Here is a 12,457-nt window from a genome sequence, read left to right as displayed (position 1 = left end):
AATTGTGATTTTATTCGCAAATTCGCAAAATACGTTTACGAATAAGGCTCTTAGTGGTATAATAAGACCGTTACATAAGGAGGATTTTACAATGGCAAAGAGAACTGTAAAAGATTTAGATGTTGCTGGAAAACGCGTTATCGTAAGATGCGACTTCAACGTTCCAAGAAAAGATGGAAAAATTACAAATGACAACCGTATCATTCAGGCGTTACCTACAATTAAATACCTGATTGAAAACAATGCAAAAGTTATCTTGATGTCACACTTAGGTAAAGTAAAAACAGAAGAAGACAAAGCAAAAAACGATTTGCGTTGTGTAGCTGATCGTTTAAGTGAACTGGTTGATACTAAAGTTACTTTCGTACCAGTAACAAGAGGAAAAGAACTGGAAGATGCTGTTGCAGCATTGAACGATGGAGAAATCGTTGTTGTTCAGAATACTCGTTATGAAAAAGGCGAAAGCAAAAATGATCCTGAATTGGCTAAATACTGGGCTAGCTTAGGTGATTTGTTTGTAGAAGATGCATTTGGTAGCGTACACCGTGCACATGCTTCTACTGCTGGTATTGCATCTATTTTACCTAACGCATTAGGTTTCTTAGTAGAAAAAGAAGTAAAGATGCTGGGTGCTGCTGTTGACACTCCAGAACGTCCATTCGTTGCAATCATCGGTGGTGCTAAAGTATCTGATAAGATTGCTGTTGTTGACAACCTGCTGAAGAAAGCAGACAAAGTTCTGATCGGTGGCGGTATGGCTTATACATTCCTGAAAGCACAGGGTTACAATGTTGGAAAATCTTTAGTAGAAGAAGATAAGCTGGAATTGGCAAAAGAATATTTAGCTAAGGCTGAAGGTAAATTGATCCTGCCAGTTGATCATGTATGTGCTGATGCATTTGCAGAAGATGCAAACACAGTTGTTGCTGACAATGACAACATCCCTGCAGATTACATGGGCTTAGATATCGGACCTAAATCTATTGAACTGTACAAGAATGAATTAGCTGGTGCTAAGACTGTTGTATGGAACGGACCTATGGGTGTATTTGAAATGAAACCATTTGCTAAGGGTACTTTGGAAGTATGTACAGCAATTTCTGAATTACCAGGAGCTACAACAGTTATCGGTGGCGGAGATTCTGCAGCAGCGGCAATCCAGTTAGGATTCGCTGAAAAATTCTCTCATATTTCTACCGGTGGCGGAGCTTCTTTGGAATATATGGAAGGTAAAGAACTGCCAGGTATCGCTGTTATCAGTGATAAATAAAAAACATTAGAGGAGAAAATAAATCATGAGAAAACCAATTATTGTCGGAAACTGGAAAATGAATAAAACCATGAAGGAAACAAAAGAATTCATGGAAGCTGTAGATGGTGTTGCGGCAAGTGACAACGCTACCTATGGTATCGGCGCTCCTTATACTGCATTAGCTACAGCTGTTGCAGGTGCTAAAAACTTAATCGTAGCTGCTGAAAACTGCCATTTTGAAGATACAGGTGCTTTCACAGGTGAAGTTTCTGTACCTATGCTGCAGGAAGTTGGCGTTACACACTGTATCATCGGTCACTCTGAACGTCGTCAGATGTTTGGGGATACTGATGAAACCGTAAACAAAAAAGCAAAACGCTTAATTGATGCAGGTATCACACCAATTCTTTGCATTGGTGAAACAGAAGCACAGTATGATGCTGGTGAAACGGAAAAAGTTATCCGTGAACAGTTGAGTGGTTCTTTGGCTAACTTATGTCCAAAATGTGTTGGTAACATGGTTATCGCTTATGAACCAATCTGGGCAATCGGTACTGGCAAATCTGCTACAAAAGAAGATGCACAGAACTGCTGCGCTATCGTACGTGATCAGGTTCGTGTCATGTATGGTGATGAAGCTGCGGAAAATGTACGTGTACAGTACGGTGGATCTGTAAAACCTAACAACATCGTTGAATATATGGCTTGCCCAGATATCGATGGTGCATTGATTGGTGGAGCTAGCTTAAAAGCAGACAGCTTTATTGAAATCATCGAAAAAACAAAATAAGATCTTATAGGTGAAGGAGTAGAGCAATCTGCTCCTTTTTTCAATGTATGCAGTTCATAATCAACTAGCCTTTTTCATTTAAGATACAGTTTATCATTCATATTGTAAGCTTTTAATCAGAAAAATGCTTTGCTGTTATCTTAAGTAGGAGTACTATGGCAGTCTAAGCTCATTTAGCAAATAGCGTACATCAAAAAAGGAAAACCGCGCTAGTTTTCCTTTGTATTACATCGGCTTATGCCATTGCTTATCTGGTTTTCTTCTGCAATTGAGTTAGCGTCTTTTCCATATGACGTAGTAATTGTTTATAATGTGTCAGCTGCTCTGCTTCTTCTTTTGCCTTAGCTAAGGCTGTTTTGGCATCTGCCAGCTGTTTCTTCATAGCAACCAGATGATTTGTAGCATTAAGGAAAGCATTATAATTTGGATCATCAGGATTTCCCTGACAAGTATTAACTTTACAGATGAATTTTCCTACATATAAAGCTTTATCCATCGCATCATACATGGCACGCTCGGCTTCCTTGCTTTGATCTTCAAGTGTAGATAGTTTCTTTTTTACTTGATGACAATGCGCAATGTCTTTTTGTGTCTGTTGTATTAAGCTTTTTAATCGTTCCTTGTCTTTCTTATATTGTTTTATATCCTCTGTTTCCATATGTTCTAAGATATTCTGGTATTCAGTCGGATAAACAAGTTTTGGTGTCTTGTTATTTTGATATAGAAACATAAGCAGCAGGCATATGCAAAAAACTGATAGGATTATCAAGCATTTAGGCTTTTTCGCGATGGTTTTAAGAGCTGGCATGTGCATCCCTTTCTTTCTTTTTTCTCTTGGTTGTAAGGCTTTTCTTTTTTAATAGAATCACGTATAATAGGTTATAAAAGAGGTAGATATTTATGAAAGTAAAGTCAAAGATAGGTGCGTTTTGGATAGCGGCGTTGATCTTTATGGCATTTTGTACATTTATGATGCTGCGCTTGGTGATACATCAAAAGGATATCGCTCTGGATGCCATAGAGTTACTGGCTGTTTTTTGTATAGATTTCTTATTACTGTGGGCAACCTTTGATACATGGTATGCATTTCAGGAAGATTATTTAGAAATCAAAAGTGCCTGCTTTTGTCATAAGAAAATACATTATTTTGCGATTACAAGTATTGAAGAAACACAGGCATCTTATTCCTCCGTGGCTTTGTCAAATGATCGCTTGGATATCACTTATGTGAATGAAGCGCATGAGCAGGAAGAAATACTTATCTCACCGGTAAAAAAAGATGAGTTTATAGCGCAATTGAAGCATCGTTCTAAAATATTATAAGCAAAAGCTGCATTTCTGTTTTTATTTACAGTGCAATGCAGCTTTTTTACTGTTTGGCTGTGATATATTGTTTGTGAAAGGCTGCTTTCGAAATTGGTTTAGAGACATAGAATCCTTGAATGGTATCGGCTTGCAGCGTACAGACGGTATCCAACTCGTTCTTTTCTTCTACCCCTTCTACGGTAACTTCAATGTCAATGCTGTGACATAAAGAGATGACAGCATTGATAAAAGAGAGATTAAACGGATTGGTATGAATGGCATTGATAAAGGAACGATCAATTTTAACAATATCGGCAGGTGCCTGTGTCAACATTCCTAAGGAAGAATAACCAGAACCAAAGTCATCCATGGCGATACGGATATGCATTTTTCTTAAAGTGGAGAAGCATTCCCGTATTGGCCCCATATCGGTGACAAAATAGCTTTCAGTCAATTCTATAACGATATGTTCCGGAGCTAATTCATATTTTGCTAATAAGCTGCGAATGGTTTCTACGAAATCATCTTCTAATATTTGTAAGTACGATACGTTAACATTCATGACAAAATCTTTTATAAGATTGCTCCACTCTTTGCAAGTGGCAATCGCTTGCTCCAGAATCCATTTTCCAGCTTGGATGATCAAGCCGCTGGATTCTAAAACAGGGATAAATTCAATAGGTGAAATATCGCCGAATTTTTCACTTTTCCAACGCATTAAAGCTTCACTGCCTTGTATCTTCATGGTCTTCGTATGAAGCAATGGCTGATATACTACATAAAAATTACGCATCTGGTGTAACACATTATGATGTAATTCTTCATTGATGGCAATCTGGTGCAGTTTCTGTTTAATTAAATCATCATTGAAAAAGGTACATGTATTTTTCCCTTTCTGTTTACTGGCTTCTAACGCACTGACGGCATATTTAATTAAGTCTAAATAGTCATTGCCATTTTCAGGAATCATAACGACTCCTGCTGAAACGGTGCAATAATAGGAACCGGCATCGCTTTGATGCGGATGGTTGCTGTAAGCGTGTAGTTTTTGATAAAGCTCATCGGTTTTCTTTTCATCGGCTTCATCATAAACAATAGCAAATTGATCACCATCATAACGATAAATCTGCGCATCATAGGGCAGTAAACTTTGAATATCCTGAGCAAACTGACGTAAAACGATATCGCCAAATACATGATTTTGTAAGGTATTAATATGTGAGAAGTCATCAAGACCCAGTAACATCATACTGCCATGTTTTCCACTTTCCAACAGAATGGCTAAATGATCAATACAGCTTTTCTGAGTTAAAAGACCGGTGATATGGTCAATTCTTCCTTTGTTCTCTAAACGGGTGATCATCCCGGCAAACAGTAACGGTGCCCCATCCTGATCACGCTTTAATAAACCACGGCATACGATCCAGATCAATTCACCTTTGCGATTACGTATTTGATATTCTACATTATGCTCATCAGTATCTCCATTTAGCATACGGGCAATGGATTCATCATAACGTTTACGATCTTTATCGACAATAAGATCACCCCAGATAGGAACCAGTCCTTTTACTAAACGCCCGGGCAAATCAAAATCAAGATACATGTTTTCAGATATCAGAGATATATCGCTTTGCATGTCAACTAAATAGATGTAATCATCTGTACTGTTTACGATGGCATCATAAAAAAGGCTTGCATCTATATGAAACTGACGAAATAAATCTCTGTTATCCATAGCCATTCCTCTTCTTTCTCTTCTTCTAATATATCATGATTCCAATGAATTTCATAGAATAAAGAATAAATTTTATACCCGATAATATAACCAAACAAGTAAAAAAGATAACCATTATGTGAAGGCTTTCTTAAGATTTTGTGAAGTGTGGAATTAATGGTTGTCACACTTATGAATTTGTTTTAAAATAGGGCAAAGGTGATGAACTTTATGAAAAAGAAAAAGCATATGGGTATTCGTATTTTCTGCGCATTGTTATTTTTGGGCATCAGCGGTTCGGTTATGTTTAGTATTTACAAGCTGTCAGCGGAGAATGGTGCGCAATCAAATTTACGAAGTGAAATCGTTACGGAAAAAATCAAACAAGAAGTAAAGACAAGGCTAGAATCTTCTGAGAAGGGAATGCAGCTTTCGGAAAAAATAAAGTATTATGTCATTATGCATTCGCCATATGGCAGTGACTGGAATTCCAATATACGTAAACTGGCCCATTTCTCGATTTATTTTGCTTTAGCATGTGGTATTTATATCACCTTGGCCATTCTCGGTGTAAATAAGACCTTGCGCTTTTTATTAACTGTCGGTATCTGTTTCTGTTTTGCCTTTGGCGATGAGCTACATCAACGCTATACCGGCCGAACTTCGAGTATGAAGGATGTTTATCTGGATACGTTTGGAGCTCTTGTTTCAACTTGTATCTGGACGGTGCTTTCCTGGTTTGCCAGTGGCATTTCTTTGTTGGTACATAAGGTCAATGAGATGTATGAATAGTTCTTACAATATTGAAAGATGACAGCCGTCATCTTTTTCTTTCGTGTATAATGAGTTAGGACAAGTAACAACAAGAAAGGAAAGAGTGCCATGTATAAGATATTGCTCATTGAAGATGATGAAACAATCGTAAAAGAATTATCCGAGGTTTTGCGGCGGCAGGGATATGCTTGCTGTGTGTGGAATTTGATGGAAGATATGCAATTATTGTTACAGCGTGAAGAACCGCATTGTATTCTGTTGGATATTAATCTTCCCCATACCGATGGTTTTGTATTATGCAAACAGATACGCTCTTTTTCCGGTGTGCCAATCATCTTTGTGACAAGTCGCAATACGGATATGGATGAGCTTTGCAGTATGACTTTAGGTGGTGATGATTTTATCACGAAACCATATAATATCAGTATTCTTATAGCCCGCATCGCAGCTGTTTTAAAGCGCACGTATGCACATGGCGAAACCATTCTTACCCATCGTGGTGTATATCTTTTCGTTGCTCGCAGTGTTTTAGCTTATGAGGGCAAAGAGTGTGAATTGACAAAGAATGAATTGCGCATCTTATACAATTTATTTTGTCATAAAGGAGAAATCGTTGCCCGTGATGACTTGATTGATGATTTATGGGATAATAAACTATTTATTGATGATAATGCATTAAGTGTGAATATTACGAGAATACGTGCGAAACTAAAGGAACTCGGTGTAGAAGCGTTCATTCATACCAGACATCGACAGGGGTATTGGATATGAATGTAAGAGAAGTCTTTGCGCGACATGCTTTCTTTTTGATTCTTATGTTTTTATGGATGCTGTTATGTGATGGTGTTTTATATGGCATGGGCATAGCATGGGAAGTTTTAGCATTCCTGAATGTTATGAGTGGATGTATGGTATGCACATATATAATAAAAGTAGGCAGACAGCGCAGCAAGCGGAAAAAAGAGATTGAACGAATTGCGCAGACATTGGATCAGAAATATTTATTACAGGAAGTCTTAGGACATGATAAAGATCCACAGGAACAGTTTTATGCTTACCTGCTTCGTCTTGGTAATAAAAGCATGTTGGAAAAAATCAGTGAAGTGAAAAGAGAACGATTGCAATATCAGGAATATGTGGAACAATGGGTACATGAAATTAAAACGCCTATTGCGGCATTAAAGCTGCAATGTGAGAATGTGCAGGATAAGCGCAAGCGGGATATGCTGCAGCAAGTGGAGCGGGTAGAGCATTATGTGGAACAGGCATTATTTTATGCCCGCAGTGAAAATGTGGAAAAAGATTTACGAATACAGTATTGTGATTTGTATGATTGTTGCAGTGAGGCTTTGTTACAGTGCAAGTATTTATGCACCAGTGCGTTTTTACAAATTCATTTTGCTTTTACATCGGCAATTGTGGCAACCGATGAGAAGTGGGTTATTTTTATATTGAACCAATTGATTGAAAATGCTGTCAAGTATCGAAAAGAAAAAGCGCATTTATATTTATACATTACCCATGATGCTTCCTATGTGACTTTACATGTGCAGGATAATGGGGCTGGTATTCCTATGCAGGATCAAACACGAATATTTGAAAAAGGATTTACGGGTGAAAATGGAAGAAAGCATAATCAACATGCGACTGGCATCGGTTTATACTTATGCAAACGACTTTGTGATGCGCTGCAGATAGAAATAATGGTGCGTTCTAAGGAAGGCGTGTTTACTGATATGCAGCTACGCTTTCATAAATAAAAGTTCTTTCAACTTTGTAAGGACAGCGTAAGGAAACATCATACAAACAGAAAAGGGAAACCTTTATACTTAATGTGTAAAGGAGTGAACAAGATGACATTATTAAGAGTTGAACACGTAGAAAAATATTATGGAAATGGCGGAAATTTATGTAAAGCCTTGGATGATATTAGTTTTACTATGGAACAAGGGGAATTTATGGCGGTGATGGGGGCAAGTGGCAGTGGAAAGACAACGTTATTAAATGTCATAGCTACCATCGATACACCAAGTGGCGGTGATATTTATGTGCAGGATGAAAATGTGTCTACGAAAAAGGAAGAAGCATTAGCTGCTTTTCGGAAACAACAGCTTGGCTTTATTTTTCAGGATCTAAATTTATTAAACACGCTGCGCATAGATGAAAATATCGCGCTTCCTTTAACGCTATTGCATTACGATACAAAGCAGATTGATGAAAAAGTGTTAAAGATGGCGCAGCGACTCGGTATTGAAGATGTATTGCTGAAATATCCATATGAAGTCAGCGGAGGACAGCGGCAGCGTTGTGCCTGTGCCAGAGCTATGATCCATCAGCCTTCCTTAATACTTGCAGATGAACCAACCGGAGCGTTAGATTCCCATGCGTCTTATTTATTTATGGAACAGCTTTTACAGCGTAATACAGAAGATCATGCTTCTATTTTGATGGTTACACATGATGCATTCAGTGCCTCTTATGCGAAACGAATCCTCTTTTTAAAGGACGGTAAAATTTTTAATGAACTATATCGTGGAGAATATAGCCGTTCATCATTTTATCAGAAGATTTTAGATGTCATGATGCTGTTAGGCGGTGATGTACATGCTATACGTTAAACTCACTTTACGTAATTTACAACGCAGTATGAAAGAATATGCCATCTTCATGTTAACGATGGTCATATCTATGATGTTGATGTATTCTTTTATGGCAGTAGCGTTCAGTGAACAAGTGCTACAGCTTAGCAAGCATATGGATGCATTTGCTCAGGTTATTTTGGTTGTATCTATGGGACTTGTTATTGTGATTGGCTGGTTGATTTCCTATATAGCAAATTTTATGTTACGAAAGCGCAGTCGAGAATTTGGCATGTATTTATTGATGGGGATGACGCGTAAACAAGTTTGTCGCATGTTTTTATTGGAACAATTTTTCATGGGACTTTTTGCTTATGGCATTGGCTGTATCCTTGGTTTGTTTACCTTTCAAATCTTATTAGCTATCATTCAGCATATTTTTGGCATCGCTTATCAATTTGCTTTTCGCTTTTCCATACCAGCGGCAGGTGTTACCTTCCTCGCCTTTCTTATCCTATATGCATATGAATTGGTGAAAGAATATCGTATCTTGCATCATGTAAATATTCATACCCTGCTGTATCAGGATCAGCAAAATGAAACAGTGAAAAAAGGACGCCTCCATACGCTGGTGTACATGCTTGGGGCAATTTTATGTGCAGCCGTGGGACTAAAGTTATTTTATGATGGCATGCGCAATGGAATACGTGATGTTGAAGAAACCAAAAAATTGTTACCGGCTGTCTTGCTGATCATTGCATCAATTTATGCTTGCTTTTTGGGACTCTCCGGTTTCTTGCAGCATTTTTTAGATCAGCATAAACAATTGAAGTATCAACACAATAGGATGTTTTTGTTGGGACGATTGCAAGGGCGTTTACGCTCAAATCGTATCATATTGGCGACATTATCCTTATTGACCTTAGTGACGATTTGTTTTCTTTGTTTTGGCATGAAGTTTAAAGAAACAACGGATCTGACGATTCATAGTGCAGCTCCTTTTGATTTACAAGTGATTACCCAACATCAGCAATATATCAAAAAGGCGGCAGGATTTTTGGCTGAAAAAAAGCTTACTTATGAAGATCATACGTATCAAACTTATACACATCTTAGGGATGATGTAAAGGTGAAACAAACCTTTGCGAAAGCTTTGGATCATACGGCATATGATTCCATGTATTATCGGACAACGACCTTTATGCGCTATGCTGATGTACAGCGATTATTGCAATTAAAAGGCAAAAAAGTACCTACTTTAGAAAAGGATGAGTACATGCTTGTTGTAAGTAAGAAGCAGCAGGAACTTATGGAAAGTTATTGCCGCAAGCATCCGTTTACCATCAATGGAAAGCCTATGAAACTGCGCTATGTCTGTACCGAGGAAATATTACAGACAATGTATTTTGTAGTTGTGCCTGATGTGTATGTGCAAGGAGTAAAAGGAGATACCTTTTATTATGTAGCGCAAAGTGCCAAAGAATTACCAAGTGCTTGGGAAGATCAACTTTATGAACGATGCAGCAATTCCCAGTTACAAGAGTATAGCAGTGTTCGCTTGCATAGCAGCTATGTGGAAACATCCATGTTTTCCTATGTAACTATTGTTTTTTGTTTATTCTATGCTGCTTTCATCTTCATCTGTGCTGCCGGTACCATCCTAGCTACGCAGCAATTAAGTGATCTTGAAGCCCAAAAATATGAGTATGCGCTTTTGCATAAAATGGGCGCATCACGCAAAACGTTATATCGTCTTTTACATTATCAGAATCTATTGTATTTCCTATTGCCGTTGCTGCTGCCTGCTATCTTTATGATTCCCATACTGAACAGCTTGGATATTATGTTTACCACAACCGATGCGACAACACCGATGTATATGTATTTAGGAATTACACTTGCATTGTTCTTTACCGTTTATCTTGCTTATTATGCATTAACCTATATCAGCTGTCGTCGTAATTTGGATATATAAAATAATAAAAGTATCGCCCATACAAAGTTTGATCGTTGCTTTCTATATAGCATTACGCTCTTATTGGCAACAGACTCACGTTTTATATAGAGTGGTTGATCTATGATATTTTTGCTTTTACGCGCAGGATCAGAGCATTTCTTTACCTTTATGTATGAATCTGTTATACTATTGAATACTACCAGAAGGAGGAAACATCATGTTTGGTTATGATTTCAATAGTTTTCTGCGTGAAATGATTTATCTGATACCGGCCGTGGCAATTGCTTTGAGCTTTCATGAATTTGCTCATGCGTTTGTATCCTATAAGCTGGGTGATTATACGCAAAAGGAAAGAGGTCGTTTGACTTTAAATCCTTTAAAGCATCTGGATCCCATTGGTACTTTATGTTTGCTTTTCTTTCAATTCGGATGGGCCAAACCAGTGGAAGTAGATCCTTATTATTATCGTAATAAAAAAGAGGGCATGATCTGGACAGCCTTAGCTGGGCCATTGATGAATATGCTGATTGGTTTTATCTGTGTATTCTTATGCTATTTGATGATTCGTTTTAATTTCTATAGCAATTATTCAGGTGCTGTTGCCGATTATTTGTTTCAATTGAGTTATATGACTGCACTGATTAACATTGGGTTAGGTATCTTTAACTTGATACCGTTACCGCCGCTTGATGGTTCTAAGATTTTAATGGGTGTTCTTAGTGAAGAAACTTATTTCAATTTGATGCGTTATGAAATGTATTTATCCTTCGCATTGATACTGGTATTGGTCAGTGGTGTATTAGATGGCCCATTGTTTTATGCAAGAAGTGCGATCGTCAATTGTTTCTCAACAATCAGTCGTGTGTTATTAGGAATGGGGTAAACCTGTTCCTTTTTTTATGTGATGCAGGTGGAAGCAGATTGTTTTATGAAAGACGTCAGTGTTTACATGACGTAAGAAGATGGAAAAGCAAAAATTAGATTATTCTGTGAACTTCATATTTGTGATACGAGTTTGATAATGAAAATTATAAATCAGTGAAAATTTTTTAGTTGATTAAGACTACTGTATATATCTTTTTAGAAGTAGATAAAGGTTTTTCTCTATACATTATCGTTTATAAGTTATTTGATAAATTTTGTAATGGAACTTCAAAATGGCAGTTAATTTTAAAGAATATTTATTTATTCACAAAAAATTTACATTTTTAGATTTATTGCATATAATGATAATAGAAGAGATATAAGGAGGTTGATGCACATGAATAATGCATATCCTTACAATTATTATTTTACTGCCCACACAGTATTAACTTACAGTAGCGCGAACAGTATTTCAAGTATATCAACTAGTGAACCTTATGATATTCGCATAGTAAAACCTTTTCCTTCTCTGTCTGATGTAGATTTAAAATGATAAAAGAATTTTCTAGTATTAAAATAGATTTTTCGAATAACGCTTTTCAAATATTAAATGGGACAGAAGGAAAATATTCATTAAGTGAAATAGAAAGATGTGTTGTTTTAAATGAAAAAGCTAGTAAAAAAGGGAAACAAGCTCCCTTCTTAGCTTTAATGCCTAGCTCTGGCTTACCTACTGGAATATTATCAACTCCATATTTGTTTGTGGGTATAAAGATTATTATGAAAGATAATCGAAATTTAGCTGTCTATGTATCAAAAAATAAAACACAGGTAGGAACAGAGCAGTATCAGAAAGATAATGATGAGGCTAAACAAATTGTAAAATATTTGAAATCCAGAATAAACACTTGAATATGAAATACTTTGCAGATAAAGTAATGTCGGACCGTATGGTATCTAAGTTTTATCTGTTTTAGTATAAGAATACATAAGCTTTAAATAAGACGAAAATAGTAGAAAGACTTGTAAATATGAAGCATGTAAGAGGGATTTTACAGTATGATAAGTAAAAAGCAAATTGTAGAGGCATAAAAAAATAATTCGAGTAAACATGGAGTAAAATAATATTGAAAATAAAAAGCTGAAAATTTTAGGTGAAAAAAGGGGGCTCTAAATTAACGTAGGGTTTAAAGAAAAAACGCTCTAAATTATCATAGGG

At 36.8% G+C, this 12,457-nt stretch carries 13 protein-coding genes; 11 read left to right on the top strand and 2 right to left on the bottom strand.

The features are described from left to right. Window positions 1-91 precede the first annotated feature (91 nt). Together pgk and tpiA are read left to right on the top strand one after the other, a co-directional pair. Window positions 92-1,270, top strand: coding sequence for a phosphoglycerate kinase (gene pgk, locus LI241_RS12805; RefSeq protein WP_008690448.1), 1,179 nt, complete (start codon window positions 92-94; stop codon window positions 1,268-1,270). A 25-nt stretch (window positions 1,271-1,295) separates the two neighbouring features. Continuing rightward, entirely contained in the window at window positions 1,296-2,042 is a 747-nt protein-coding gene (gene tpiA / locus LI241_RS12800) for a triose-phosphate isomerase (protein WP_008690451.1), read from the top strand. Window positions 2,043-2,289: 247 nt separating this feature from the next. Here tpiA and LI241_RS12795 read toward each other — a convergent pair whose 3' ends face one another. After that, window positions 2,290-2,772 carry a hypothetical protein gene (locus LI241_RS12795; RefSeq protein WP_128125067.1) on the bottom strand — a complete coding sequence of 161 codons (483 nt, stop codon included), beginning with the start codon at window positions 2,770-2,772 and terminating at the stop codon, window positions 2,290-2,292. Between the two features lie 170 nt (window positions 2,773-2,942). Here LI241_RS12795 and LI241_RS12790 point away from each other — a divergent pair, with 170 nt between their 5' ends. Further along, window positions 2,943-3,365 (top strand): PH domain-containing protein, encoded by a 423-nt coding sequence (locus LI241_RS12790; RefSeq protein ID WP_008690455.1) that lies wholly within the window; start codon window positions 2,943-2,945, stop codon window positions 3,363-3,365. A 46-nt stretch (window positions 3,366-3,411) separates the two neighbouring features. On the opposite strand, the gene LI241_RS12785 is transcribed toward LI241_RS12790, so the two are convergent. Continuing rightward, the gene (locus LI241_RS12785) at window positions 3,412-5,085 is read right to left on the bottom strand and encodes a bifunctional diguanylate cyclase/phosphodiesterase (RefSeq protein WP_008690456.1); all 1,674 of its coding nucleotides are present in this window, start codon (window positions 5,083-5,085) and stop codon (window positions 3,412-3,414) included. A 210-nt stretch (window positions 5,086-5,295) separates the two neighbouring features. Here LI241_RS12785 and LI241_RS12780 point away from each other — a divergent pair, with 210 nt between their 5' ends. The 8 genes from LI241_RS12780 to LI241_RS12745 all read left to right on the top strand — a co-directional run bounded on the left by LI241_RS12780 (window position 5,296) and on the right by LI241_RS12745 (window position 12,150). Then, complete coding sequence (locus LI241_RS12780) at window positions 5,296-5,856, top strand: VanZ family protein (protein ID WP_017144746.1); 561 nt, start codon at window positions 5,296-5,298, stop codon at window positions 5,854-5,856. Between the two features lie 90 nt (window positions 5,857-5,946). Beyond that, a complete protein-coding gene (locus tag LI241_RS12775) occupies window positions 5,947-6,609 on the top strand; it encodes a response regulator transcription factor (protein WP_008690458.1) in 663 nt (220 codons plus the stop codon). Next, window positions 6,606-7,598: a HAMP domain-containing sensor histidine kinase gene (locus LI241_RS12770; protein ID WP_008690459.1), complete on the top strand. Its 993-nt coding sequence runs from the start codon at window positions 6,606-6,608 to the stop codon at window positions 7,596-7,598. The genes LI241_RS12775 and LI241_RS12770 overlap by 4 nt, the downstream gene beginning before the upstream one ends. 93 nt (window positions 7,599-7,691) lie before the next feature. Beyond that, on the top strand, window positions 7,692-8,456 hold the full coding sequence (locus tag LI241_RS12765; protein ID WP_117547892.1) for an ABC transporter ATP-binding protein: 765 nt from the start codon (window positions 7,692-7,694) through the stop codon (window positions 8,454-8,456). Beyond that, window positions 8,443-10,392: an ABC transporter permease gene (locus LI241_RS12760; RefSeq protein ID WP_117547893.1), complete on the top strand. Its 1,950-nt coding sequence runs from the start codon at window positions 8,443-8,445 to the stop codon at window positions 10,390-10,392. Before LI241_RS12765 ends, LI241_RS12760 begins: the two co-directional genes overlap by 14 nt. Before the next feature lie 199 nt (window positions 10,393-10,591). Beyond that, window positions 10,592-11,257, top strand: a complete 666-nt coding sequence (locus LI241_RS12755; RefSeq protein ID WP_008690463.1) for a site-2 protease family protein — start codon at window positions 10,592-10,594, stop codon at window positions 11,255-11,257. A gap of 378 nt (window positions 11,258-11,635) precedes the next feature. Further along, a complete protein-coding gene (locus tag LI241_RS12750) occupies window positions 11,636-11,791 on the top strand; it encodes a hypothetical protein (RefSeq protein WP_008690464.1) in 156 nt (51 codons plus the stop codon). After that, entirely contained in the window at window positions 11,788-12,150 is a 363-nt protein-coding gene (locus tag LI241_RS12745) for a hypothetical protein (protein WP_008690465.1), read from the top strand. Before LI241_RS12750 ends, LI241_RS12745 begins: the two co-directional genes overlap by 4 nt. Window positions 12,151-12,457: the final 307 nt, after the last annotated feature.

Source organism: Longicatena sp. 210702-DFI.1.196 (genome assembly GCF_020563125.1).
GTDB classification, from domain to species: domain Bacteria; phylum Bacillota_I; class Bacilli_A; order Erysipelotrichales; family Erysipelotrichaceae; genus Longicatena; species Longicatena caecimuris.
This window is presented reverse-complemented; position numbering and strand designations above follow the sequence as displayed.